25 protein-coding genes and 1 pseudogene are annotated in these 22,803 nt (G+C 65.6%); 4 read left to right on the top strand and 22 right to left on the bottom strand.

Annotation, left to right across the window (positions count from 1 at the left end; genetic code table 11):
• Window position 1: 1 nt before the first annotated feature.
• Window positions 2–1,849, bottom strand: coding sequence for a MobH family relaxase (gene mobH, locus PKB_RS15920; RefSeq protein WP_011489317.1), 1,848 nt, complete (start codon window positions 1,847–1,849; stop codon window positions 2–4).
• Window positions 1,850–2,154: 305 nt separating this feature from the next.
• On the opposite strand from mobH, the gene PKB_RS15915 reads away from it, so the two are divergent.
• The 3 genes from PKB_RS15915 to PKB_RS15905 are packed head-to-tail and all read left to right on the top strand — an operon-like array spanning window position 2,155 to window position 3,335.
• Complete coding sequence (locus tag PKB_RS15915; protein ID WP_003290252.1) at window positions 2,155–2,472, top strand: type II toxin-antitoxin system PrlF family antitoxin; 318 nt, start codon at window positions 2,155–2,157, stop codon at window positions 2,470–2,472.
• Window positions 2,472–2,930 (top strand): type II toxin-antitoxin system YhaV family toxin, encoded by a 459-nt coding sequence (locus tag PKB_RS15910; RefSeq protein WP_011489315.1) that lies wholly within the window; start codon window positions 2,472–2,474, stop codon window positions 2,928–2,930. The genes PKB_RS15915 and PKB_RS15910 overlap by 1 nt, the downstream gene beginning before the upstream one ends.
• A 27-nt stretch (window positions 2,931–2,957) precedes the next feature.
• Window positions 2,958–3,335 carry a DUF3742 family protein gene (locus PKB_RS15905; RefSeq protein ID WP_011489314.1) on the top strand — a complete coding sequence of 126 codons (378 nt, stop codon included), beginning with the start codon at window positions 2,958–2,960 and terminating at the stop codon, window positions 3,333–3,335.
• 13 nt (window positions 3,336–3,348) lie between these two features.
• Here PKB_RS15905 and PKB_RS15900 read toward each other — a convergent pair whose 3' ends face one another.
• From PKB_RS15900 to PKB_RS15825, 16 genes are all read right to left on the bottom strand, one after another.
• Window positions 3,349–4,866 (bottom strand): conjugal transfer protein TraG N-terminal domain-containing protein, encoded by a 1,518-nt coding sequence (locus tag PKB_RS15900; protein WP_011489313.1) that lies wholly within the window; start codon window positions 4,864–4,866, stop codon window positions 3,349–3,351.
• A 15-nt stretch (window positions 4,867–4,881) separates the two neighbouring features.
• Complete coding sequence (locus tag PKB_RS15895) at window positions 4,882–5,241, bottom strand: hypothetical protein (protein ID WP_011489312.1); 360 nt, start codon at window positions 5,239–5,241, stop codon at window positions 4,882–4,884.
• Window positions 5,238–6,635, bottom strand: a complete 1,398-nt coding sequence (locus PKB_RS15890) for an integrating conjugative element protein (protein WP_011489311.1) — start codon at window positions 6,633–6,635, stop codon at window positions 5,238–5,240. Before PKB_RS15890 ends, PKB_RS15895 begins: the two co-directional genes overlap by 4 nt.
• A 9-nt stretch (window positions 6,636–6,644) precedes the next feature.
• A complete protein-coding gene (locus PKB_RS15885; protein ID WP_247747968.1) occupies window positions 6,645–7,571 on the bottom strand; it encodes a TIGR03756 family integrating conjugative element protein in 927 nt (308 codons plus the stop codon).
• Window positions 7,572–7,588: 17 nt separating this feature from the next.
• Complete coding sequence (locus tag PKB_RS15880) at window positions 7,589–8,035, bottom strand: TIGR03757 family integrating conjugative element protein (RefSeq protein ID WP_011489309.1); 447 nt, start codon at window positions 8,033–8,035, stop codon at window positions 7,589–7,591.
• Between the two features lie 158 nt (window positions 8,036–8,193).
• On the bottom strand, window positions 8,194–8,688 hold the full coding sequence (locus PKB_RS15875) for a JAB domain-containing protein (RefSeq protein WP_011489308.1): 495 nt from the start codon (window positions 8,686–8,688) through the stop codon (window positions 8,194–8,196).
• A gap of 183 nt (window positions 8,689–8,871) precedes the next feature.
• Window positions 8,872–9,636 (bottom strand): DsbA family protein, encoded by a 765-nt coding sequence (locus tag PKB_RS15870; protein ID WP_011489307.1) that lies wholly within the window; start codon window positions 9,634–9,636, stop codon window positions 8,872–8,874.
• A 13-nt stretch (window positions 9,637–9,649) separates the two neighbouring features.
• Complete coding sequence (locus PKB_RS15865; RefSeq protein WP_011489306.1) at window positions 9,650–12,517, bottom strand: conjugative transfer ATPase; 2,868 nt, start codon at window positions 12,515–12,517, stop codon at window positions 9,650–9,652.
• Window positions 12,517–12,957: a TIGR03751 family conjugal transfer lipoprotein gene (locus PKB_RS15860; RefSeq protein ID WP_003290235.1), complete on the bottom strand. Its 441-nt coding sequence runs from the start codon at window positions 12,955–12,957 to the stop codon at window positions 12,517–12,519. The genes PKB_RS15865 and PKB_RS15860 overlap by 1 nt, the downstream gene beginning before the upstream one ends.
• Complete coding sequence (locus PKB_RS15855; RefSeq protein ID WP_011489305.1) at window positions 12,938–14,356, bottom strand: TIGR03752 family integrating conjugative element protein; 1,419 nt, start codon at window positions 14,354–14,356, stop codon at window positions 12,938–12,940. The genes PKB_RS15860 and PKB_RS15855 overlap by 20 nt, the downstream gene beginning before the upstream one ends.
• On the bottom strand, window positions 14,346–15,278 hold the full coding sequence (locus tag PKB_RS15850) for a TIGR03749 family integrating conjugative element protein (protein WP_003290231.1): 933 nt from the start codon (window positions 15,276–15,278) through the stop codon (window positions 14,346–14,348). Before PKB_RS15850 ends, PKB_RS15855 begins: the two co-directional genes overlap by 11 nt.
• A complete protein-coding gene (locus PKB_RS15845; protein ID WP_003460319.1) occupies window positions 15,275–15,967 on the bottom strand; it encodes a PFL_4703 family integrating conjugative element protein in 693 nt (230 codons plus the stop codon). The genes PKB_RS15850 and PKB_RS15845 overlap by 4 nt, the downstream gene beginning before the upstream one ends.
• Window positions 15,964–16,374 (bottom strand): TIGR03750 family conjugal transfer protein, encoded by a 411-nt coding sequence (locus PKB_RS15840; RefSeq protein ID WP_003290229.1) that lies wholly within the window; start codon window positions 16,372–16,374, stop codon window positions 15,964–15,966. The genes PKB_RS15845 and PKB_RS15840 overlap by 4 nt, the downstream gene beginning before the upstream one ends.
• A gap of 12 nt (window positions 16,375–16,386) precedes the next feature.
• Window positions 16,387–16,746, bottom strand: a complete 360-nt coding sequence (locus PKB_RS15835; protein WP_003290228.1) for a TIGR03745 family integrating conjugative element membrane protein — start codon at window positions 16,744–16,746, stop codon at window positions 16,387–16,389.
• A 16-nt stretch (window positions 16,747–16,762) separates the two neighbouring features.
• Entirely contained in the window at window positions 16,763–16,996 is a 234-nt protein-coding gene (locus PKB_RS15830; RefSeq protein WP_003050225.1) for a TIGR03758 family integrating conjugative element protein, read from the bottom strand.
• Window positions 16,993–17,376 (bottom strand): integrative conjugative element protein, RAQPRD family, encoded by a 384-nt coding sequence (locus PKB_RS15825; RefSeq protein WP_011489303.1) that lies wholly within the window; start codon window positions 17,374–17,376, stop codon window positions 16,993–16,995. The genes PKB_RS15830 and PKB_RS15825 overlap by 4 nt, the downstream gene beginning before the upstream one ends.
• Window positions 17,377–17,585: 209 nt before the next feature.
• Here PKB_RS15825 and PKB_RS15820 point away from each other — a divergent pair, with 209 nt between their 5' ends.
• A complete protein-coding gene (locus PKB_RS15820) occupies window positions 17,586–17,966 on the top strand; it encodes a hypothetical protein (RefSeq protein ID WP_234421387.1) in 381 nt (126 codons plus the stop codon).
• Window positions 17,967–18,002: 36 nt separating this feature from the next.
• On the opposite strand, the gene PKB_RS15815 is transcribed toward PKB_RS15820, so the two are convergent.
• The 5 genes and pseudogenes from PKB_RS15815 to PKB_RS15795 all read right to left on the bottom strand — a co-directional run bounded on the left by PKB_RS15815 (window position 18,003) and on the right by PKB_RS15795 (window position 22,792).
• Complete coding sequence (locus PKB_RS15815; protein ID WP_043253131.1) at window positions 18,003–18,752, bottom strand: TIGR03747 family integrating conjugative element membrane protein; 750 nt, start codon at window positions 18,750–18,752, stop codon at window positions 18,003–18,005.
• Window positions 18,749–20,935, bottom strand: coding sequence for a type IV conjugative transfer system coupling protein TraD (gene traD / locus PKB_RS15810; protein WP_003290220.1), 2,187 nt, complete (start codon window positions 20,933–20,935; stop codon window positions 18,749–18,751). The genes PKB_RS15815 and traD overlap by 4 nt, the downstream gene beginning before the upstream one ends.
• Before the next feature lie 4 nt (window positions 20,936–20,939).
• A pseudogene (locus PKB_RS15805) lies at window positions 20,940–21,504 on the bottom strand (integrating conjugative element protein).
• Window positions 21,501–22,091, bottom strand: a complete 591-nt coding sequence (locus tag PKB_RS15800; RefSeq protein ID WP_011489301.1) for a transglycosylase SLT domain-containing protein — start codon at window positions 22,089–22,091, stop codon at window positions 21,501–21,503. The pseudogene PKB_RS15805 and the gene PKB_RS15800 overlap by 4 nt, the downstream one beginning before the upstream one ends.
• Window positions 22,073–22,792, bottom strand: coding sequence for a TIGR03759 family integrating conjugative element protein (locus PKB_RS15795; protein ID WP_003290214.1), 720 nt, complete (start codon window positions 22,790–22,792; stop codon window positions 22,073–22,075). Before PKB_RS15795 ends, PKB_RS15800 begins: the two co-directional genes overlap by 19 nt.
• Window positions 22,793–22,803: the final 11 nt, after the last annotated feature.

Raw genomic sequence — 22,803 nt, 5'->3', positions numbered from 1 at the left:
GCTAAATGCTTTGCAAGATTGACAAGTAAGGATTATTCGGCGGTACTTTGCCGAATAAGGGCAGCGGATCACGAAGGAGATAGCCGTGCAACTGGCGTGACTTGCGCGATCCTGTAACGGAGCACGCCCAGACGTTTAGGCCATTGATGTGTTTGCGGTGCAACTGCAATTTCTCGAAACGCTTTTGCACCCATTGCCAATCCTGCTGGCTCTCTTGCTTAGCAAGCATGCCTACCTGCGGGTGCTCTCGTGCGTATCGCTGGAACACGCCTGGGCTGACCAGGTAAGCCGTGTCGCTCACGGTATGCACGAGCGCTTTCGCATCATTGATGATGAGCCGGCGCGAAACGATTCCCTGCTTCAGCCATGCCATGAAATGCTCGCCGGATGGCTGCGCAGTAGCGGACGATGGCGCAGCCGGGGGCACAGGCGATGGTGGTGAAGCTGCAGCCATCGCTGGCATAGGGGCTTCGGATGGTGTTGCGTCGGCCGCATGCGAGGTGGCCTCCTCATCCTGCTGCGTGCCGGACGAATTGCCCATTCCCACCATCGCCAGCATGTCCTCCAACACGTCGGGTACTGTTTGAGTCGCGGGCGACGGTACCGCGACGCTGCTGCTTTCCCATGGTGGCGCTTCTTGGCCTTCCTGGGTCGTTTCCGCGACGGCTGCCGGCTGGGCGACCGACTTATCGTTGGGTACGGCGTCGATCGCCACCGTCCCAGCGAAAGGAACGGGCCGTTCGCCTGGTTCCCATATCAGCGCGGGAGCGAGGCGCAACAGAGTGAACGAGTGGGACCACCCGGTCGCGCTGGTCACGGTCGCGCGCCAGACTGCTTTGCCGTCCGTCGTGGGATGCAACATGCCGTGATCCTGCAGCACGTTGAACACGGCGGTGTTGTTCGCGGGAATGCCGTCAATACCTTGGGACAGCAGATGCGCGCGCAGCTTGTCGGAAACCGTCTTGCTCACCAGCCATAGTGCGTCCTCGGTGAGCCAGCCATCAGAGGCCTCGGGCTGGTTCAGCTTCAACTCTTCCTTGAGCAGATAGCGCAACCCGTCCAGCAGTTTGCGCTGTAGCGCATGCTTGGGCGCGGCCATGGCGCGCGCCGGATCGCCGCCCAGCTCTTGGGCGACGGAGGCGCGGTCGGCCTGCACGACCAGCTCGCCCAGCACCCCGGCGTGCTCGTACTGGCCAGCCAGGACGTAGAGCAACGGCCCCCAAAGGGCGGGGTAGCCACTGAGCCAGTCCAGAAGCTGGGCGTCCAGCAGTTGGCGGTAGAGCAAGCCCGTTGCGGCGCTATGGAGGCGGTACTCGCGGTCCTCGCGGTAGCGGAAGCGGTACGGCTGGCGCAGGGGGCCGTGCCAAGGGTGCCACGTGCTGCCGTCGGCCAGCTCGACGTGGAGATCGACGGCGAGCTTGCCGACGTCGTGCAGCAAGGCCGCGTAGGCGACGGCGGCGGTCCAGGCTTCGGATTGCGCGGCCTGGTCCTCCGGGGTGCTGCCGGCCGGGAGCAGGTGCGATTGACGCAGCTTGAGGGCGTAGGCAACGATCTCCAGTCCGTGGTCCAGCATGCCGCCGGGGTACGCATGGTGATGGGCCTCCGAGGCGGGAAACCGCTGGACCAGCTCGGCGTAGCGCTCCAGCGGTGCGCGATAGAGGGTGGCGAACTGCTTGCGCGACAGCGACGTGCGCTGCCAGATGTGTTCCAGTAGCTTCTGCCGGCGCGGTGTCGCCAGCAGCGAGGCGGCCGACTCGGGCCGCAGCCGCCCTTTCGGGAGGTCGTTGGAGGGCGCTGGCGACGGAGCAGAAGCGACCACGGGCCGTTTTCGCTGGAACAGAGAGAGCATGTGGGTGTCCTAGTGGCGGGCCGACCGGGAGGCCTTTTGCCTTTTCGAGGTAGGGCCTTTCCCCTTGCAGCCCCTTCCATTGCCCTTTCGGCCCTTTGGCCTTTAACCATTTGGATATAGGGCGGCGTGCGCTTGCCGTCCACCACCAATGCGGGTTGCAGCGAGCCGGATTGGTGCGTGAAGGCTCGCTGTTCCCCCCCATACGATGGCCCGATTCTTGGACTCTGGAGAGCATCATGAGGGCTAACATTGACACGGTAAGGAAATTTCCTTACCATAGTGGTGTCGCTATCAGGAGAACCACCATGCCTGCCATTCATGAAGTTGCCACGCTGACGTCCAAAGGCCAGATCACGCTGCCCAAGCCCATCCGGCAGGCGCTCGGTGTCGATGCCGGCGGCAAGCTCGCGTTCGACCTGCGGGGCAGCGAAGTCGTTGTCACCCGCGTTGACGCCGAGCACGAGGACCCCGCCATCGGCGCGTTCCTGAGCCTGCTGGCCCGCGACATCGAGGCTGGTCGGAATGTCCAGGGCCTGCCCGAGGACTTGGCTCGTGCCATGCTGGAGCATGCAGGTCATAGCGTGAACCTGGGCGAGGAGATCGACGGCGAAGTGGAACTCTGATGCAACGGCATGGCTGGGCATTGCTGTTCCACGACTGTGTGATCGAGCAGTTGCAAAAACTGCACGGAGCCGCACGGCGCGCGCAAGAGAACGACCCGGAGGGCTTCGAGTCCAACGCCAACGTCAAGCTCTTCAGGGCCTTGAATCAGTTGATATTAGATGTGGTGCCCGGTGATCCGGCACGCGACGAGTACCGCCAGGGCAACACCCTGGGGCCCGCCCACCGGCACTGGCGACGGGCCAAGATCGGAAGGCGGTTCCGGTTGTTCTTCCGGTACGACTCGAAGGCCAAGGTCATCGTGTACGCCTGGGTCAATGATGAGCAGACCTTGCGGTCTTCGGGGAGCAAGTCAGATCCCTATGCCGTGTTCGAGAAAATGCTCGGACGTGGAAATCCGCCAGACGATTGGAACGTATTGGTGCAGGCAAGCAAGCAGGATTGGAGCAAACTGGAATAGGCATTCCTCATGTAGCAGGAGACGACCATGAACACGACAACCCGCATCAGCACCGCAGAACGCCTCGGCCGCAGCGTTGGCCGTGGATGGCGCGCCTATGCGCGCGGCGAGCGAAGGTTGTCGTGTTGGCTCGCCTCCAAGGGGATGCCGCTTGCCGGGGCCACCGTGCTCGTATGGGTAGTGAAGCTGGTCGCGCTGGGATTGCTGTTCTACGCCGCGTTCTGGCTGGCGTTGGTGCTTCTGGTTGGGGTTGCCGCAGCATGGACGGCCAGCAATTCGACGGTCGATGATGATCGCTGGACGCAACCGGACGAACTGCGAAACGGCGAGGCAGGCTTTGGCCTGTATTCGTCCAGCGGTCAGCGGATCGATCCGCACGACCCGAACGATCCGTTCAACGACTGAAATGGGCGACCGATCAAAGCACCTTGCCGGTAACCTTGTTCACGCCTGATCCCGCGCTATCGCGTGCTTCCTTGGAACCGACAGCCAGGTTCTGAGCGATTACCCCGGCTTTTACTCCGACCCACCCAAGAGCTGCCACCCAGAAAGTCGGCAGGACCAAGAACATCGTGCCGGTGACGAACATCAAAAGCATGTCGCCGAAGGCATTGTTCAGCCCCACCAGCGGGTCGAAGTTGGTATGCGGCCGGTTCCAGCCAAAGCCCCACCCGTAGAGCGCATCGAGGATGGTGCTGTCGATCCAGCGTGCGAGCTGAAACCAGAAGTCCGTGAAGAACAGCGCGAACTGGACGGTGCTGACGGTGACGACCATCTTCAGGTCATAGGTGCCAACGACCAGCACTAGCGGAATGCAGATCACGAGCGCCATCTTGAGCAGCGCGAGCACCATGGGCAGTGCTTGGCGCACTACGTCCATTGCCGGGAAGGCGGCGAGAGCCCCAACCGCCAAGCCAACATCGCTGGTGGCACGGTTGACGACATTGGGCAACGTCTTGTCGATCTGACCGCCGTAGTCCGTATAGACGCTGCCTTGGTTCAATTTCTGCTGCCGCGGTGACGCGATGGCGCGGATCACGGAGTCGTCCACCTCGGCCCGGCTCAGGAATCCAGCCCAGCCCGCCAGGCGATTCAGCAGGCTCGGGTCCACTTGCCCCAGCAGCCGCGCGCGCAGTCCGTTACTGCCGTCGGACCACCACTGCTTGCAGGTCGGGTAGCCGCCACCATTGGTAACCTGCGCGAGCCCAGCATCGCGGGTGTCGTCATAGGGCCATGCCTCTCGCGCCGTACTGGAGCGGTAGCTGTCGTAGTAGCCACCTGTGTCCGTGAAAAAGCGCGAGCCGATCCAGGTCACGTCGTGCATCTGCTGCTCATCGAGATCCGGGCGCTGCATGAACAGCTTGGCGCGCGCCGGTCCATAGCAGTCCCGAGAGAAATCCGCCACTTCCTGAGCCAGCACCGGGTCGTCGATACGGGTCGCATCGATCTCCATACGCATCTGCCTCAGATCTGTGCCGCACGGGATCGCAGCCACCGAAGCGCTCGTGACGGCGCGCGAAAGCGCGTGCATGAACGCCCACCAGACCGGAACCTTCGCCGACTGGTTGTTGATGGTGCTGAAGGACTGCGACCAGCCAGTTTGCGCAGGCTGTGGCACGCTGACCTGGCACTGCGCCGAGCGCGAGCTGTCGTACTGGATAGTGCTGAGGTCGACGTCGATGAACGGAATGCCGGCGAACATCACGACCACGATGGCCACAAATACTCGGTTCTCGATGCGCGCCGCCGAGAGCACGCCCTTGTTGCCTTCGTCGGCGCCCTCCGCTCTGGCCTTGAGCCATTCCTGGATGACGATCGCCACAAAGGGCAGCGCAAACACCCCGCTGGACACCAGCACGGCCCAGATGCCGTTGTTGACGATCCAGGACACGAGGGTGAGGTAGTACTCCAGGTAGTCGGTCGTGAAAAGCGTCATGGCCTCGATCTCCCCTCAAGCGGCCTGCATCAACAGGCTGGCTTCGAGCGCCACGATGGCGACGACGCCGGCGACCTCGGCGCGGATCAGCCGACGTCGCGCCTGCGCGTTGTCTTCGCGGGCCAGCAGCCGACGGCGCATCCAGACCCATCCATAGACCGTCGCGCCGTACAGGCACAGCCGCCAGATGAAGAAATACCCTGCGGACGCCGCCAGCCAATGCTCCCAGGCCGCAACACTGCCGACCAAGTAGATGCCGGCGACGTTGGCCCCCACCGCGGCGGCCACGACCAGCACAAGCCACAGCAAGGTTTTCACCGCGCGCCGGCTGAACAGCCAGCGCGGACGCAGCCAACTGGCGTGCATCGGGCTCATGGGTTGCCTCCCGGATTGCCCTTCTGGAGCCGGTCGAGACGGTCGGGGATGGGATCGCCCTCGTAGATGCCGCGCGAGCCTGCCGCACGCGTGCCATGCCGCTGGATGATGGCCATGGGCGAGTTATTCGCCAGTTCGCGCCGTAGCTCCAGTTCGGTCTTGAGGTTGCGGATTTCGCGGTCGAGCGTATCGCTCTCCTTGTTCACGCTCTCCACCGCAAGCTCGTTGGCCGCGACGTTGGGCTCTTTCTTGCCCGTGAGCAGCGTGCGCTGTAGCAGCAGCGCCTTCTCCAGCACTGAGGACAGCGCGACCTCGGACGCCAGGCGCTGCGACAGCAGGTGCTGGTCCGGCTCGTCGCGCAGCGCCTCGATGACGCCGCGGGTGATGGGCAGCGATGCACTGCCAGCTTCGCGCAGGTTCTCGGGCGTCGTGTTCTTCGCCTTGGACACCAGATCCTGGAGCGCCTGCAGCTTGGCGTCGTACTCTTCCTGGATCAGCGGCGTCAGTCCTACGCCGGGCGTCGTCTCGGTTTTGGTGCAGGCATCGCAAGTGCGCTGTTCCTTCTCGCCGAGTACGCGCGTGGCCCACTCGACGGCGGCCTGCGGCGAGGTCCAGGTCTGGCACGAGAGGCTGCTACAACTGGTCGGTGCGATAGACGACGTATCGGTCACGCCGCGGCCGTTGACTAGGTTGTAGCCGGCGCGGGTGACATCGCCGACGACCTTAATCGCGGGCTGACCAGAGCCCCCCGCGTTGCTACCCCCGACCCACGGCACACCGTCATTGCCGCGGCGCGTTTCGGCCTGCTCGATGGCCGAGACCGCATCCGTGCTTGACACCGCATCGCGCAGCGCCAAACCTTCTGCCATCCGGCTCCAGCCGAGCTGGCCGCCCGCTGTGTCGGCCATCTTCTCGGCCATTGCGCGGCACGTCAGCTTGGAACGGTCGAAATCCAGCCGCGCTTGCAGCACGCCATTGGTGAGCAGGTTGTACAAGCCCGGGTCGGCGCGCTGAATGATCAGCGCAGGCAGGGATGCCACGGCGCTGGTGGCGCTCTGGATCACGTTCCCCATGATCTGCTGAAAGCCGTTCGTGATGCCGTTGAGCTGGTTGCGCAGAGTGGTCTGGAGGCTCATGTCGCCGCAGACGAGATTTGAGTTCCAGCCCACGCCCACGCCGATCGATTGCATTCCTGCGGCACGTCCCATGGACACTGCGCTGCCGCCACCGATGGAGTACATGACGTCATCGCCGATGACGCTGCCGCCCGTCTGGTAGCCCAGTTGGCCCCAGGCCACGCCGCTGGCCAAGGCCAGCGCACCAGCCAGCGCCAGAACGATCTTCGTGCGAGGTACACGGGGGGAGAACGGATTGAATGCAGGACGAAACTTCATGGCACCACCTCAGAGGAAATCGACGCTGCCGAGAAACACTTGGCCCCGGCGTTCGCAGCACGCATACGGCCGCCATAGCGCCCAGGCGTAATCGCCCTGCTGGGCCTGGGTCAGGGAGCCGCTGCGCGGGAAGACCGAGCAGGACGATGACAGGACGGGTGTGAGTTCCTGCCACTTGCCTGTCGAGGCATCGCCCTCCATCAGCGCGCCAGCCGGCCAGTAGCCATCGCGGGGGTTGGCAAGCAACGGCTGATAGACGTGGAGTTGCCCGCGGCGCGTGACGACATCGCCTGCGCGCTGGGCGATCACTGCGCCGGTCTTGTGGTCGTCGGTCTGGTGCAGAAAACCACCGCGGGGATACACGTTGCCCCAGAGGTTCATCGTGGTGCGTGCGCCGACCTCGCGCATGCCAGGAATCAGCGCCTCCGGGTAGGCCATCTCGGGCACGTTGTAGCGCCAGGCCAGCGTGTCCAGGGTGCTGAGCAAGTACGGCATGAACGCCGTGCCCGCACCCTCGCAGAAGTAGCCCGAGGACGACACGAACTGGTTGAACACCTCGGCGCCCGGGTGGCCGATGACGTCCGCATTCTTGAACTTGGCGAGGTTGTTTTCGTGGTCCTCGTTCGTCGTTCCGTCCCCGCCGGCTTGGGCGGATGGGTTGGGCGTGCTCATCGGCCGGACTTCGATCCAGGGGTTTTCGCCGGTGTTGCTGTAGCTGGAGACGACCGCATCGGGGATGTAGTGGCGGACCTTGATGGACGTGCGTACCGTACAGCCCGTCCAGGTACAGTAGAGCCAGTAGCAGATCCCGACGACGCGGTATTCGAGGCAGTCTGGAGATGCCACCGAGCCGACGATGGTTGCGGTGTTGAGCGCGTAGCTGCCCGTGGCGCTGAGCAGCAGCACGGACGCCACGCCAGCACGCAGGCGGCGCATCAGGTCGAATGCACGAGTCACGGCTGAGCCCTCCGGTGCTGCTGAACGCGCGCGACGGCGCGGGCCACGTCCGGCTCGCCATAGACCACGTAGCGCTGGTCCACCACGACGGCTGGGATGCTGGTGATGCCCAGGCTCCATGCGTCGGTGACGCCCTGGTATGCGGACGCAATGCGGCGCTGGAGGTCGGCACCGCCACTATTCAGCCGACGCTTGACGACGGCGGCAGCCTGTTCAGAATCGGCGGGGAGTTCGACAGAAAGCTCCGCTTCAATCCGATGCGCTTCGTCCAGCTCGATCAGCCGTTCGCCGCCCATGGTCTTGAGGGGGTGCCGGCTGTCGGTGACGACCAGCACGTCGGCGGCGAAGGTGGCCGGGCAAAAAGCGGCCAACGCCACCGGCAGCGCAACGGCCAGGCCGAGGGTTCGCCAGCGCGGCGAGAACCTGGAAAAAGAAGCTGGCATGTCGCGTGCCCCTGGAAGTTGATCAGGGCCATAGTCAAACGCGAACCGGATGCAGCCCCAACAAACAATGCGCATCACGGACACCCCGCATACCTGCTTGTCCCGCTGCGAAGAAAAACGGAGGCCGAAGCCCCCGCAGTGATCAATGAGGCGATGCGCTACAGCAGGCCGTGCTCAGCGAAGGAATAGGGGTTTCCCAGACCGACGACGATGTGGTCCAGTAGCCGAACATCGATGAGCGCCAGCGCAGCCTGCAATCGCTGGGTCAGCGCGCGATCGGCGTTCGACGGTTCGGTGGAACCCGAAGGGTGCTGGTGCGCGAAGACCACTGCGGCGGCTTTCAGCTCTAATACACGCTGTACGACGACACGCGGATAGACCGCAGTCGAATTGATCGTGCCCCTGAACAGCGGCTCGTAGGCCAACACTTGATGCATGCTGTCCAGGAACACGGCTGCGAACACTTCATTGGGCTCAGCGACCAGTTTTAAACGCAGATAATCCCGCACGGCCGCCGGTCCGCTGAGGCACGGTCCGACTTTGAAGATCCGTCTCTCCAGCAACGCGATAGCCTGCTGGATGATCCAGTCCTCATGATGGGCTGCGACGGCGGAAAGCGACTCCATGCAGGAGTCATTGACGACGAAAGACATGGCGAACCTCCGGAGGGTGAGATCGGAGGGCGCACACCCTGGGAGGGCAAGCCCTCCTGGGATAGAAACAACGGAACAAGGTGCATCCACCACCGCGCAGCGGTGATTGTTCGCGGCCAGGATGCGGAGCGAACGGGTATCGGTCAGCGCGGGCAACCGCGCCGTAGCCTTGAAGACCGAGGACTACCTGGGCATGTCGCCGACAACGTCGGCAGGCATTTCGGCGGTAGGTGTGGCGGCTGGTTCGGCAGCGGACAGCATGTCCATCGCCGACAGCAAGGCATCGCCTTCGATCGGCCCCTGCAGCAGGATGGCCTGGCCCGTCTGGCGATCAAGCAGGCGCAGCGACGGCGTGGCCGTTACACCACTTTTCGTGGCTTCCACGGCCTGGGCATGGATGACTGCATCGGCCCGCTCGCTTGCCATGCACTGTTCGACGGCCGGCGTAGATTCGGGGTAGCGCAGGCCATCGGGCAATCCCTGGCCGTCGCTGCGTGTGTGAGCATAGACCCACTCGACGGCCTGCCAGAAGGCAGCATGCCCGCCAGCTTCGGCGACGCACTCGACAAGACGCGCCTCGGCCGACGCGGCCGGCTCGTGCGCGGCCAACGGCTGGTGGTGCCATTGCAGGACCACATCGGCGTTGCGGCCGACCCAGCGCTTGAGCTGCGGGAAGTACTCCCGGCAGAATGGGCATTCGAGATCCGCATAGAGCGTCAGCGTGAAACGGCCCTCCGGGTTGCCCATCTGCCAGGGAGGCCCGGCCACCTGCGCCGTGCTGACCGGCGTCGGCGATTGCGGTGAGGATTCGCCGGGCGACCGGGACACGAGCCAGATCAGCAGCAGCGCGATCAGCGCAACCGCCAAGGCCCAAGGCCAGCGGGGCCGCCAGTGACGACGACGGAACGCCTGCACCTGTATCGGAATGGAAGGACGTTTCTGTTCCATGGCGTTCTCCGGCTTACGACAGTTCCAGGGCTGGCGACTCGATGCCGCGTGCCTGGTCGATCTTCTCGGCCACCTTGAAGGCCGCTTCCAGTTCGGTGCAGCCGTATTGCTGCATGAGCTGGTAGCGGTCGGCCTTCTCTTCGGGTTCGGTTTGCGCGAGCGCGAGGTAGAGGCTTGGCGGCACAGCGCGGAAGAGCACTTCCATGCTCTTGGAGAGGATGACGCCCTCGGTGAATTTCCCCGCCTCTTTGCGCGCCGAAAGCATCAGCGCCTTCTGCGCGGGCGAGAGTTCGCGGAACCGGGCGATCTTCTCCACCTCGTCCGGCGGCATCGACAGGCAGATCCACCACTCGATCATGTTGAGCATGGGCTCTGCGGCACGCGGCAGGTCGTCGATGTTCTGCGTCGCGAGCCAGAACCAGGCCCCCAACTTGCGCCACATCTTCGTGATCTTGACCACGTAGGGCGCGAGCAGCGGGTTCTTCGTGATGATGTGCCCTTCGTCGGTCACGTTGATGATCGGGCGGCCCAGATACTGGTCGCGCTCGGCGATGTTGTTCACCGTGCTGATCAGGCTGATGTAAGCGATGGAGAGCTGGGCGTTGTAGCCCTCACGAGCGTAGGTCGCCAGATCCACCAGCGTGATGTCGGCTTCGGGCCACGGCGTGCCGTCGCGGTCGAACATTTCGCCGTCCGTGCCTTGGCAGAACATGTCCATCGCGTCTGCCATCTCCAGCAGCCGCACGCGGCGCATCTCGGGCAGTGTCGGGTCCTGGCCCCGGGCGCGCAGCGCATTGCGCACGTCGCGCGTGAGGACCGTGCGCTTCTCGGCCACGCAGTGCTCGGCGGCGTCGAGGATGCACTGGCGGATGAGCGAGCGATCGGCCCGCGTCATCCGGGCTTCTTCCTTGTCTTCGCCGCCCGTGATCATCAAACGCGCCGTGATCTCCAGTTCGCCCAGCACGTCACGCTGTTCGTCCGCCTCCATGGCCGAGGCATCCGGTGGTAGGTCTTCATCCAGCGCATCGGCATCGAGCGTCTGCACGTCGCTTGGCGTCTCGATCAGCCGGCGCGCATCGGCGAATGGCGCGAGGCTGATGCCCGAGCCAGGTGACAGCTTGACCCGGTTTACGGTGAGGCCCAGGCGCTTGGCGAAATCGCTGAACAGGCCGAAGCTGTTGCCGGCTTCCACGATGAAGAGGCGCGGCCGGTAGATGGCCGTGACCTGGTTCAAGAGGTTGTTGAGTGTGGCGCTCTTACCGGAGCCGGTGGGACCGAACAGGAACAGATGCGCGTTCATCTGCCGGTCCAGGCGGTTGAGCGGGTCGAAGGTGATCGGCCCACCACCGCGGTTGAACATCGTGATGCCGGGGTGCCCCGTACCCTGGGCGCGGCCCCACACCGGCGACAGGTTCGCCGCGTGCTGGGCGAACATCAGTTGGGTGTACCACTTGCGCCGATCCTGGCCGGGGTTGTAGCAGCACGGTAGCCAGCGCAAGTAGCTGTTGAGCGGCGCCACCTCGTCGTCCTCGCGCACCGGCTGCAAGCCGGCATTGAGCATGACGTTCGCCAAGTCCAGCCCGCGCCGGTCCAGTTCCGCCTCGTCGCGCCCGCGCAGGTAGAACGCCAGAGTTCCCCGGTAGAGCTTATGCGCGCTGCCGATCAGCGAGCGGGCCTCCTGCACGTCCTTGAGCGTCTGCTCCGACGCCAGCGTCTCTCCCACGGCCTTCTTTGCCAGGTGGTTGAGGTCCGCTTCCAGGACATCCTGCGGTGTGGCAACCATCGTGAGACACATCAGCGTGTCTTCCGGCATCTGGTCGAACAGGGTGTTGATCGCATCGCCCTTGCGGGTTTCGCCGGTCAAGTGCCCCGTGCCGGGCGGCATGCGCAGGCGGTCGGTGATCAGCACGCGATGCGGCATGCCGTCGAAGTGCCAGGTGCCGTGCGCCACGTCGGATCGCGGCTGGCCGAAGAACAGCCGCTGGCTGAAATCACGCCCGCTCGCAAGCTCGATCTCGCCTTCCTCGGTCTCGTCAGGGTAGCGCGCGAGCGCGTAGAACCGCTCGCGGTCTTCCACGCCCGGCCCCAGCAGAGTTGGGCGCGGGTTGAACCAGCGCAAAAGCCAATCGTGAACCCCGGCCGCATCCATGCGCCGAGCCTGGATGCCAGCGTTCGCCAGCCCGCCGCACAGGCGGTCGCAGACGATATTGAGCATTTGTTCTGGCGTCTGGCCGCGGCGGCTCGCCTGTCCGGTGGCCCGGCGATAGACGACCATGCGCACGCGCCGCGTCTGACCCCGCCAGCGCAGCCGCGTGACCACCGTGTCCTCGAACAGCCCGCCCGGCTTGGCCACCGCCCGCAGGTGGTGGCCGAAGAAGCGCAAATAGAACTCCGTGAACGCCGTGCCGCGGGCGCGCGGCTGCACGTAGTCGCGCAGGGTCTGCATGTACTGGTCGAAGCTGGGCTCGTCCTGCGCGTAGAGCTGAAGCACCCAGGGGTTCTCGTCCAGTTCGTCGAACGAGTCTTGCAGCGCGTTTTCGAGCGCATCTCGGGCATGCGCGAGCCAGCCGGGTTCCCGACCTTCGGTGCCCAGCGGCACCAGCTCGTAGAAGGCCGCGACCGATTGCCCGTCCTCCAGCAGCATGGACTTCGATTGGGGCAGAAACTCCACCCAAGGCAGCAGTTCCGTGAAGGACGGCGCGACGTCGTACAGCGCCTGCTCGTCTGCCAAGGTCGCCGGCCTGCGGTCCTGGACCGCCGCGCCGGGTTCAGGGATGCCGGCCTGTCGCAAGGTCTCGACGTGGCGCTGCCAGCCGTCCGGCTGCTCGTCCTCGCCAGCGCCGGATGCGGCCAGCTTCGGCCAGGGGAGTTTCCAGCGCATCAGTAGTCCTCCACGCGCTCGCCCGGCATGGCGTACTGCACGCGCTGGTAGAGGGGGAAGACCGTCGTGTAGCCCGGAACCGGCACGGGGTCCGTGCCCGCCAGATGCGGGTACACGTACATCACCAGGTCGGGATTGGGCAGACGCTGGAACTGGCGATAGACCTCGTTGCGCGCGGTCCGCGTGTAGCGCATCTGCTCGGCGGGCGCGGCCTGCACGTCGGCGTCGGTCAGCGGCCGGCGCAGGCTCTGGCGTGCATCGAGCAATTGCCTGCGCGCCACTTGGCCGGCGCCACCGCCGCCGTCGCCGGCGTTGGTCTGCCAGATGTCCATCATTGTGCTGTCGCCGTGCGGCAGCAGCTTTTCCTTACTGGTGGCGCAGCCGCCGAGCACCGCGACGGCAAGAGCCAGCGCCAGGCCCTTATTCAAGTTCGAGAGCATGGCTTTCTCCTGCGCGGTGATCGACCTTGCGGCCTTCGGGATCGAAATCGATGGCGAGCGGCTTTTCGAGATGGACGGCGACCTTCGCGCCGGGTTGGACATAGACGGCGGCGAAGGCCTGGCCGTACAACTTGTTCACCCAATCGGCCATGTCCCGCACGCCACCGGCCAGGATGCGACCTACGGCTTCGTTGCTGGAAATGCCGACGCTGCCGATGGAACCGTCTGCGCCCACGTAGGACATCTGGCCGCTGTCGCTGTCGATAAGCGAGGCCACGCCCGCACCCGCCGCGGTGATGAGCGCCTGCGAACCGAGGTATTGCTGGGCGTTGCTGCGCCGCTCTCCACTGACGCAAGGAATGCCATACGGGTCGCTGATCCAGCCCAATCCGTCGCGCTGCTGATTGTTCTGCTGGTTGCCGTCGCGGTCTTCGGGAATCGTCCGAATGGTTCCGTCATGGAACACAAAGGTGATGCTGCGCACCTGGCCGCGCACACAAGAGAGCGTCCAGTCGCCCGAGGCAGTGCCGGAAAACACGGCGCCGGCCACATCGGGAATGTCGATGCCGTTTGCCGTGAGGTTGTCGGGGCCGACCAGGACTTTGAACGGATACGGATCGTTGACCGTGCCGTCAATCGGCACGCGGCCGATCAGCGCCGTCATAGCCACCGACCCCATCAGCGTCGAGTTGGTAGGCACCGTATAGACCGGCTTGGCGCTCTTGACGCCTGCGGCGCGGGCGCCCGCGTTCGCCACGGTTTTCGCCGTGGTTTCCAGCGTGCTCTGCGCAGGGCCGAAGCTCGTCGGAAAGCTCGTGCCGCCACCCGTGGCACGACTGCCGTTACGCCCATCAGCGGGCTTAGCGTCGTTCGGCTCGACCCAGCGCACGCCGCCTTCCATGCCTGCCTCGTCGCCGTCACGCAGTCCCAGGCCCACGGGTAGATCGGCGTGGCCGCCGCCACGCCCGCCGATGCTTTCCAAGCGCCGCTGTAGGTCGGCGAGCAGCCCCTCGGTCTGCTGGCGCTCGCTGGCCGCCTGCTGCTGGTCGCGGCGCAGGTTGGAGCGCTCGGATTCGAGGGCCGAATTGATGCGCTGGTCGATCGAGTTCTCGCGTTGGCGCAGGCGCTGGTTCTCCTCGCGCTGGGACTTGTTGTCGGACAGGACCGTCTGAAGCTCGGTGCGCAACTGCTTCACCTGCGCCACGAGCGTCGCTACGGTATCGCGGGGGGTATCGCCCTCGATGCCCAGCGCCTTCATTTCCTCCGGCGTGAGCTTGGCGCCGGCATCCGCGGCGGGAGGCGCAGACGAGCTTCCACCCGAAAACATCCGGATGGCGACGAACAGCACCAGCAGGGCCACGGGGATCATCAACCACTTCAGGAGTCCGTTACTGCGCATGGCGGGACTCCTTGCTGGCGGTGGTGGCCTCGGCTTCGGGTTGCGGCAAATGCGCGGCTGGGTCGAAGCGGTTGATCGCCGGCAGCAGCGACTGGGCAAGGCCGTGCCCGCGCGTCACCAGGTACAGCACGGTCGTGTCCTCGGGCGTTCCGCGCGGGCCGAGTGCTTCGTGCTGGAAGGTGGCGGTGAGGAAGTCGCCTTGCAGCACGCGGGGGTCGAGAGTGATCCAGCCGCCGCTGCTATTGGTCAGGCGCACGGCCGTGACCCACTGGTCTTCCAGACGCCACGACGCGAGCGCGACCGCGCGCACCGGCAGCGTCGGCATCAGCGTGCCGAGGTCGAAGTCGCGGCGCAGGTTCACCCGCATGACGCCCGGTAGCGGCTCCACAGTGCGCAGCGGTGCGTAGAGGTTTTGCGCGGCATAGCGCGTCAGCACGACCGGAACCGGGGTTTCGCGGCGCGTTGCCCGCGTGCCTGTCGGGTCCTGGGCGCGTGCCGGGGCATCGTCGGCATCGCCGGGCTGATCGCCATAGCGTGCCGGGGTGCTGTTGCCCTCGACGATGCGCACCGGCTCCAGCTCGGCTTCCCCGTCCTTGGGCGGCTCGGCCGCAATGTCCAGCAGGATCAGCGCGCCCGTGTCGGCGTCCTGCAGTTGCAGCCGTGTGGGCTCGATCGGCTCGCTGGCGCGCAGGTACACCGCGCCGCCCGCGCTCTGCACCCGTAGGCGTTCGCTGACGCCAGCGGGCACGCCGACGCGGACGTTCTTGTCGATGAACACGACGCGCTCCTGGCCGACCTTCAAGGGCACCGCCAGCGGCATGCGTTCCCAGCGCAGGATTTCCACCGCCTGGGCAGCGGAGGACATGACCACTGCGGCGGCCACGGCCAACAGCCCCGGCAGCTTGAATACAGGGTGCTTCATGGGGTGCTTCCTCCTTGGGGCGCTTGTGGAGACAGGCCGCTTGGCGCCGGGCGCGTTGGCTCCGGCGTACTGATGCGCTGGGGCGTGCCGTCGTAGCAGTCGAGCGCCAGGCCGAACGGGTTGCGCGTCGGATCGACGTCCACCCGCGTGACCTTCACGGGGTAGCGCACGAGGGCCCGCTTGACCTGCTCGGCGCCGTAGTACTCGTCGGCGGTGATGTCCAGCGTCACCACCCAGTCGCGGTCGGACACCACGCGCACGCGCGCCGTGGGGTCGTCGCCATAGCCGCGACCGGGGATTTCGTAGATGCCGCGCACGCGCTGGCGCAGCTCGCCCGTGGAGCGGCGGTAGTCGTAGTCCGCCCGCAGGTAGGCCTGGCACGACGGCGTGAGGTACGGCGAGAGCGTGTGGAGATTGCGTGCGTAGTCCTCTTCACCATTCGTCGGCCAGCGGTTGAGGGTCTGAAACACGTAGAACGTGAACGCATAGACCGATTCGGGCGGCACTTCCCACCACTTGCGGGTACTGCCGGAGCGCAGATCAGGAGGGACGTGGATGGTCAAGTCGCGCGGAGCGCTCCACCAGCCGCCGCCCATGACCAGGGCGACGATGACCAGCGCGCCAGCACCCAGGCGGAGCGTCTTGATGTGCGCCTGCAGATGGGTGATCTCGTTCTTGAAACGGCTCATCGTGACCCCCTTGCTGCAGACCTTCGGGTGGTCCAGAAGCCGGAGCGTGAGATCAGTACATGGCCGCCCACCCAGCCTGCCACCAGCGGGTGGCGCGTGGCGATGCGCCACTGGAGTTGCCGATACAGCCAGGTGTCGGGACGCCCACGCTTGAGGCGACGCAGGATGCCGCCCCCGATGAACACGCCGAAGGCCACGCCCAGCACGACGAACGTGGGTGCAAGCGCGATCGTGCGGAACACCCAGGACAGCGGCGCACCGACCAGCAGGCCGGCGGCGCCGGACAGGCCGCAGCAGATCCACAGCTCGTCGGCGGTGAGGCCGCGCACAACAACGGGATGGCGGTTGAGCCGGTGCGGAAGGAACGTGACCGTCCCGTCAGCACGGACGTGCTGCTGCTCGGACATACCAGCCTCGCCTTACAGGATGCCGGTGGCTTCGGTGAGCAGCCAGATGCCGATCACGAGCAGCACTGCGCCGATGGCGACCGTGAGGCCGAATTGGCCCCAGGTTTTGCGGCCAGTGTGGATTTCCGCGTAGGTCCCGTAGGCGTGGTAGCAGACGCCAATAAACATCGACGCCACAACCAGCAATGCCACGAGCATGATGATGTCGTAGCCGTAGTTGCGGATCGTCTCCATGATGCCGTTGCCGGTGCCACGGGTCGGGTTCTCCAACTGCGGCAAACCCTGCGCGAACGACAGCGCGGGCAGCGCGGCGATGCCCAGGGCCACGGCGGCGCGCTGGGCGAGACGGGAATTGAGGATGCGGTTTTGCATGGTCATGCCTTTCAGGTCAAGAGAGGAGGAAGAAACTCAGGACGAGGTACATCGCGACGAAGCGGATGCAGACGCCGAGGAACTGGCGCTGGTTGAGGCGGCTCTCGGACCACCCCACGTAGGCCGTTCGGATGGCCCAGACGCCCCAGACGAGCAGGACCGCGAACACGACGCCGACCAGGACGGTCGCCATCGCTGAAGGCGCGATGCCGCTGTTGGCCTGAAATGCCGAGACCTGGGCGCCGTTCATGGCTTGTTCTCCACAGTCGTCGGCAGCGATCCCTCGACGGCCCGCTCGGTGCGGTAGCCGCCGGCCAGTTCGGAGGTGTCGCGCGGCTGGGCACGCGACGGGGTAAGGTGGGCCTGGATGCCAGCGCGCATACGCGCTAGATCAGCCAGCAGCCGCGGGTAATCGAAGTGATAGCGTTCGCCCGGCTGGATGGAGGCATGCGCGGCGCTGTCGGCGACGGTGCGCTCCAGCGCGTCGAGCTGGCGCAGCGCGGCGACCAACTCCTGGCGCTGCGCCGGGGACTCGCCCAACGCCATCGGGGACTGGCCCAGCAGGAGGGCCATCACGAGAAAAGTGGGCACGCCGCGATGCGCGGCGCGCAGCCAGGTTAAAGCCACCATCGCGCCATTCCTGTGTGATCAGCAATGGCTTGATCGTGGAGATCAGCGCTGCTTTAGGCTGCAAACAATAGGAACCCGCAGATGACCGGATTCATGGGCTTTCGACACGGATTCGAGGCCCGGAAAGTGCCTATCGGCGCCGTGCTGAACTCCGGGCAGACCGATGGCGAAGATTGGGGAGAGAAATGGAGTTGGGGTACTCTTTCAGCATGGCTATTCCCCGTCCTCCACGCCTCATGCACTACAAGCTCGATGGCCGTCGCTCCGTGCCGTGCGACAGTCTCGTTGAGTGGTCTATGTGGATGGCGGAAGGCGACAGGCGTGTGGCGGAAACATGGATAGATGACGTCCGTATCTCCACGGTTTTTCTCGGCCTGGACCACAACCACGCGCTAGGCGGCGATCCCCTCTTGTTCGAGACGATGGTCTTCGTGGACGGCGAGACGCACGAGATGCGCAGGTACTTCATCTGGGAGGAAGCCGAAGCCGGCCACGCCGAGATGACCGAACTGATCAGGGCCGAAATGGAGGCGGCACAGGTTCGTGCTGCAAAGGCCTGGGAACAGGTGTACGCACGGTTGAAGGTCTGAGCATCGACTACTTCCTGCGCTGCCGGTGGCGAGCACTCACAGGTACTTTTTGAAGCTCCCCGCAGTCAGAGACACCGCCAGTCCCAGCAAGGCGGCGCTCGGCAAGAGGATCAGTAATGGGTGTACCGAGATCGGCAAGGCCAGGTACGTGACCCAGGGCAGAACGGCTATGGGCATCAGGCTGGCTTTCGCACGGTGGTAGATGAAACCCGATTCGCGGCCCGCGCCGAACCGGCGCACGTCCCTGCGCACCAAGCCGTCGATCAGGCCGACGAACGCCGCAGTGGAGATCAGCGGCAACGTGAGCACAAGGACCAGCAGGCGCACAAGGAAGGTCAGCGTCGTGAAGGCCGCGGCGATCAGGTAGTTCTCGGTCCAGACATAGACCTGGCTGATGTAATAGCGGAAGTTGCGCGTCTGCCCGTGGCTGGGCGCACGGGCACGCTCGGCGGTCTGGCTCATGCGTTCCAGCAGTCCCGAGCGCACGAATACCCATTCGTAGCCGGTGTCCACCAGCTCATGCGCCGTGCGCCCTGGCTCCCGCACGACGACGCTGCGCGTGAAGTGGTTGGACAGGTGCCCCAGCTCGTACTGCAACATCTGCTGGGAGTGACGCCAGCCCTGGTCCTTCCAGAACAGGTGCATGCCGACGCATTCCACGACGATGGAGAACAGCAGTGAGCCGATCAGCACCCCGAGCAGCCGGAACGGCAAGGTGATGGTGCCGACGATCAGGCCTTGGCGCTGGTTCTGCTCCCGCTGCGCGGTCGAGGCGGCATCCTTCATGGCGAGGCCTCGTTGCCGGCGCTGTCGTCGGTGGCCACAAGGCCAGGTTCGACCGCAGCAGCATCATCCAGCAGGTCGTCGGGCAAGGCCCCGTCCTGCAGCGCCGGGGAGCTGGTGAACTCCCACCACTGCGTGGCCTCGCTGTAGCTCTGGCGCATGTAGCCCGCGAGTTGTTGCAGATCCTGTGGCATGACCTCATCGGGGTCCGGTGCCGGCAGCGGCATGCGAACCTTCCAAAGTTGGCCGCCCTGCAACAATGCAAAACACTGGCCCTTGGGCAAGCCGACGATGTGCGACGGCTCGATCATCGGCACGCTGGACATGCTGATGCGGTCCTGAGTGTTGGACGTGAAATCCGTCGCCCCGCGAATGTCCGAGCTGTCGGTCGCGCCGCTGACGATGGTGGTCGTATAAACCTCGACCTTCGGTAGTTGCCGGGTCAGCAGTTCAGCGGTCGCGGTCTCGCGCACGCGCAGCATGAACAGGTTGTTGAAGTTGCCGATGACCTGACCGGCCTTGGCGCGGTTGCCAATGCGGGCCTCAATGTCCGAGAGGGTCTGCGTGTACGCGGTGACTTGCAGCCCGGCGCCACCACCTTTGTTGATCAGCGGAATGAACTCGTCACCCATCAACTCGTTGAACTCATCGGCATGGACGTTGATCGGCACGCGCGCGCCGGCCGAAGCGCCCGGCAGGCCATCGTCGATCCCGTGCTTGTAGATATGGCCTGCGACCGAGACGAGATCGCTGAACATCGAGTTGCCGACCGCTGCGGCGACCTCGGCATCGGACAGCGCGTCCAGGCCCACATAGACGATGGCCCGCTTCCTAATGACCTGCATCCAATCGAAGATCGGGCGCGGGTCGGCCAGGTCGGAATAGTTCGGGGCCAGGAGCTGCGCGATCTTGCCGCTCGTGAGTTTTTCCAGCAGAGGCAAGAGGCTGGCGACGATCTTGTCGAAATACGTCTTGTCGTACCGCACGGCAGAGCGCAAACCGTCCAGCACAGGGTCGTAGTTGCGGGCTTGGGACAGGTACTGCTCCAGCGCCACCACGCGCTTCTCGCGCCCGATCATGTTGCGCGGGATGTTCTTCTCGTTGAGCTTGGCCTCGATCTGGACGATCACCTCCCAGGCTTTCGGCTCCGTCTTGGCGAAGTAGTGCTGGGCGTACTCGATGAACAGCGCGTCGATGTTGATGACATGCCGCTGGATCAGCATGTAGTCCGGACGCTGCCCCAGTTCCACCAAGGCGCGGGCGATGATGTTGACGAAGCGCCAGGCAAATTCCCTGAAAGCCGCCGAGTTGCCTTCACCGGAGAGTTGCCCTGCAATGCGGGTCGCCACCTCGCTGATACGTCCAAAGCGCCCCACGGCGTTGTAGCGGGCGGAAATGTCCGGCCAGCCCAAATGGAAGACATAGAACTCGCCCTCGCGGCCCGCGCGTTGCGCCTCGACGTACATCCGCTTCAGCAGATCGGCATCCCCTTTGGGGTCGATGACGATCACGACCTCGTGCTCTCCCGCCGCGTTCTTTCGCCGGATGTCCTGGGTCACGAACAGTTCGGCCAGCCGCGTCTTGCCCACGCGGGTTGTCCCCAAGACCAATGAGTGCCCGACGCGCTCGCCGAGCGGCAGGCTGACGTCCACCTCCTCGGGTTCGATGCCGTGCAGCCGAGGCAGTCCGCCCACGGGCGGCAGCGGGCGCACTGGGTTGAAAGGCACGTCCCAGCCGGTGAGTTTCGGCAGCCGGGAAAGCGGGAACCGCGCGAACTCCAGCCGTTCCTCCAGGCGCCGCGTCAGTCGGTAGGCCGGCGTCGGCTCGACGTAGCGCCGAAACTCCGGCCGGTATGTCTGCATGAGCCTATGGGTGTGTTTCTGCTCCCACAAAAAGCCGCGCCCCACAAACAGACGTTGCTGGCTGACCGGCACGTCCTTGCTGGTCATCACGTAGCGCGGCAGGCGGCGGATGTTGCGCCGGTAGCGCAGGATGACGCGGGCATCGCGGTAGCGGATCGCGCCATAGGCCCCGAACGCCAACGCGCTGCCGACACCCATGGCGGGGCTCAGCGCGAGCGACCACGGGGCCACCAGGGACAGAAACGCGGCGCCCGCACACGCCGCGACGGTATATAGCTCCACCGCTGGGCGAAGCAGCACCTCGACCGGCTGTTTCCCCGACATGGCTTCATTGCTCGATGCCGGTGGCCGTGATCAGCGCCGGGTAGTGCCGCAGGCCCAAGCGCTCGGCCAAGTCGTCACCGGACACGGGCGCGAGGGGGACGCCGGGTGCCAGTGCGCGCAGCCGCTCCAGGCCCTGGACGGTCTCGACGTTGACCACCAGACCGACCGCGCCGCGCTCGCGCAATGAGGCTGCATGGCGGCGCAACCAGGCCTGGGAAGCCTCGTCGTCGCCCACGACCACAAAGGGACGCAGGCCCGGCGCCTCGATCACCCGCCGCGCGACGGTGCCGGACGTGAGCTTGGCGCTACGCACCGGCAGCATCGCGGCCTCGTCCGCCGGTGTGGCAGGGATCTGAGGCGCCGGGGCGGGCGACCGGGCCGGCGGGCGACCGGGCCGGAGCGTTGGCGCGCGGCTGAAGGTTCAGGGCTTCGTAGTACGGCAGCGCCGACGTGCCGCCACGGTCTTCGACCACGATCAGCGGCTCGCCGGCACGCGAGGCCAGCGGCAGACCAGCCAGCAGCACGAGCAGGCCTTTCGCCGCGAGATGGGCCAGATGGGATTTCGTCATGGGGAGGTCTCCTGGCGCGCGGCGAGGACCGCGGCGGTTGGGTGCGTGCCCTGCACGCGCGCGAGGTGGCGGGACACGCTGCGGCGATAGCGGGCAGCGGGCTCACCGCCCGCCGGACGGTGGTAGCGGCCGATCGCCAGCAACCAGTCCTCACCGGCGGTGTGCTGCTCCTTCAGAATCTCGGCAGCGATGGCGAGGTTGCGGTACGGGTCGAGCAAGTCGCACGCGCTGGCGTAACGCTGCTGTTGGTAGCCGAGGTTGATCTGACCCAGGCCCACGTCGATGCGCGTGTGCGGCGTGGAGCGCATCGCCTGCTGCAAACCGGCGCAGGCGTCGGCGCGGGTCGCGTAGCGGCGCGACTGGCCGGCGACGTTGAGGGACCAAGGCCACGGGACGATGCGTCCGTTACGCCGGATGCCGCTCTCCTGCAAGGCCACGGCGTAGAGCACCGCCGAGGGAATGCCCGCGCGCTGGGCGGCAAGCTGGTAGGCCGGTGGTGGAATTTCCTGGGCCCGGGCGGCGCAGACGCAGAGGCCAGCAGCGAGCACCAGTGCGCGCAACGGCGCCGTCAGGGTTGGCGCTGCCATTGGCCGTTCACCTCGCGCACGACCGCTGGGAGATCGCCGGGCAGGCCCAGCGACAGCCAGCGGCCGCCGTCATGGTTGAGCGTGATGCTGCCGCTGCGCACCCGTGCCGGGTCGATCTGCGCGCGCTTGGCCCAGTCGCGGATGCGCGCGTCGTCCTGGCGGCTGCCGACCATGTACAGGTCGAACTCAGTACCCGAGGATTGCAGGCGCTGCACGAGTTGCCCGCAGGCCACGCAGCCGTCCTTGACGAACACCGCCATACGGCCGCTGCTGCGCACTGCGCCGGGCTTGTCGTCAGGCAGGTTCACCCGTTGCATGCCGGGGTTCAGGCGCTGCCAGGCATCGTCGTAGGCGCGCTGGTAGGCGAGCAATTTCTCGACGCGGCGTGCTTCGACCTGCACCTGCAGTTCTGCGTAGCGCCGCCGTTCTTCATCGGTGCGGGCCTCGATGCCCAGCGCGGACAGCGGGTCCAGGTTGGGCGAGTAGATGCCCAATGGCCCGTCCATCAGCTCACGATAGCGCGCCCATTCCTGCGGTTGCAGGCCCCACTCACTTGCTACCTGGTCGTTCGGGGTTCGGGCGACCAGCGGACGCTCCTGGCTCTGCGCATTGCGGGCCGGGGCGGCGGACGGCTGCTGCGCCCAGGCGGGCAACTGGGTGGATGCCAACAGGAACGCGGAAAGGACGATCGACGGCTTCATGCGGTGTGCTC

Origin of the sequence: Pseudomonas knackmussii B13 (assembly GCF_000689415.1) — a bacterium.
Classification (GTDB): Bacteria; Pseudomonadota; Gammaproteobacteria; order Pseudomonadales; family Pseudomonadaceae; genus Pseudomonas; species Pseudomonas knackmussii.
Note: the sequence above shows the minus strand (reverse complement) of the source record. Positions and strands in the feature narration are given on the sequence as shown.

Bases quoted from the DNA above. Each gene is read 5' to 3' on its own strand.
- mobH (WP_011489317.1), bottom strand. From the start codon at position 1,849: ATGCTCTCTCTGTTCCAGCGAAAACGGCCCGTGGTCGCTTCTGCTCCG.
- PKB_RS15915 (WP_003290252.1), top strand. From the start codon at position 2,155: ATGCCTGCCATTCATGAAGTTGCCACGCTGACGTCCAAAGGCCAGATC.
- PKB_RS15910 (WP_011489315.1), top strand. From the start codon at position 2,472: ATGCAACGGCATGGCTGGGCATTGCTGTTCCACGACTGTGTGATCGAG.
- PKB_RS15905 (WP_011489314.1), top strand. From the start codon at position 2,958: ATGAACACGACAACCCGCATCAGCACCGCAGAACGCCTCGGCCGCAGC.
- PKB_RS15900 (WP_011489313.1), bottom strand. From the start codon at position 4,866: ATGACGCTTTTCACGACCGACTACCTGGAGTACTACCTCACCCTCGTG.
- PKB_RS15895 (WP_011489312.1), bottom strand. From the start codon at position 5,241: ATGAGCCCGATGCACGCCAGTTGGCTGCGTCCGCGCTGGCTGTTCAGC.
- PKB_RS15890 (WP_011489311.1), bottom strand. From the start codon at position 6,635: ATGAAGTTTCGTCCTGCATTCAATCCGTTCTCCCCCCGTGTACCTCGC.
- PKB_RS15885 (WP_247747968.1), bottom strand. From the start codon at position 7,571: ATGCGCCGCCTGCGTGCTGGCGTGGCGTCCGTGCTGCTGCTCAGCGCC.
- PKB_RS15880 (WP_011489309.1), bottom strand. From the start codon at position 8,035: ATGCCAGCTTCTTTTTCCAGGTTCTCGCCGCGCTGGCGAACCCTCGGC.
- PKB_RS15875 (WP_011489308.1), bottom strand. From the start codon at position 8,688: ATGTCTTTCGTCGTCAATGACTCCTGCATGGAGTCGCTTTCCGCCGTC.
- PKB_RS15870 (WP_011489307.1), bottom strand. From the start codon at position 9,636: ATGGAACAGAAACGTCCTTCCATTCCGATACAGGTGCAGGCGTTCCGT.
- PKB_RS15865 (WP_011489306.1), bottom strand. From the start codon at position 12,517: ATGCGCTGGAAACTCCCCTGGCCGAAGCTGGCCGCATCCGGCGCTGGC.
- PKB_RS15860 (WP_003290235.1), bottom strand. From the start codon at position 12,957: ATGCTCTCGAACTTGAATAAGGGCCTGGCGCTGGCTCTTGCCGTCGCG.
- PKB_RS15855 (WP_011489305.1), bottom strand. From the start codon at position 14,356: ATGCGCAGTAACGGACTCCTGAAGTGGTTGATGATCCCCGTGGCCCTG.
- PKB_RS15850 (WP_003290231.1), bottom strand. From the start codon at position 15,278: ATGAAGCACCCTGTATTCAAGCTGCCGGGGCTGTTGGCCGTGGCCGCC.
- PKB_RS15845 (WP_003460319.1), bottom strand. From the start codon at position 15,967: ATGAGCCGTTTCAAGAACGAGATCACCCATCTGCAGGCGCACATCAAG.
- PKB_RS15840 (WP_003290229.1), bottom strand. From the start codon at position 16,374: ATGTCCGAGCAGCAGCACGTCCGTGCTGACGGGACGGTCACGTTCCTT.
- PKB_RS15835 (WP_003290228.1), bottom strand. From the start codon at position 16,746: ATGCAAAACCGCATCCTCAATTCCCGTCTCGCCCAGCGCGCCGCCGTG.
- PKB_RS15830 (WP_003050225.1), bottom strand. From the start codon at position 16,996: ATGAACGGCGCCCAGGTCTCGGCATTTCAGGCCAACAGCGGCATCGCG.
- PKB_RS15825 (WP_011489303.1), bottom strand. From the start codon at position 17,376: ATGGTGGCTTTAACCTGGCTGCGCGCCGCGCATCGCGGCGTGCCCACT.
- PKB_RS15820 (WP_234421387.1), top strand. From the start codon at position 17,586: ATGGCTATTCCCCGTCCTCCACGCCTCATGCACTACAAGCTCGATGGC.
- PKB_RS15815 (WP_043253131.1), bottom strand. From the start codon at position 18,752: ATGAAGGATGCCGCCTCGACCGCGCAGCGGGAGCAGAACCAGCGCCAA.
- traD (WP_003290220.1), bottom strand. From the start codon at position 20,935: ATGTCGGGGAAACAGCCGGTCGAGGTGCTGCTTCGCCCAGCGGTGGAG.
- PKB_RS15800 (WP_011489301.1), bottom strand. From the start codon at position 22,091: ATGGCAGCGCCAACCCTGACGGCGCCGTTGCGCGCACTGGTGCTCGCT.
- PKB_RS15795 (WP_003290214.1), bottom strand. From the start codon at position 22,792: ATGAAGCCGTCGATCGTCCTTTCCGCGTTCCTGTTGGCATCCACCCAG.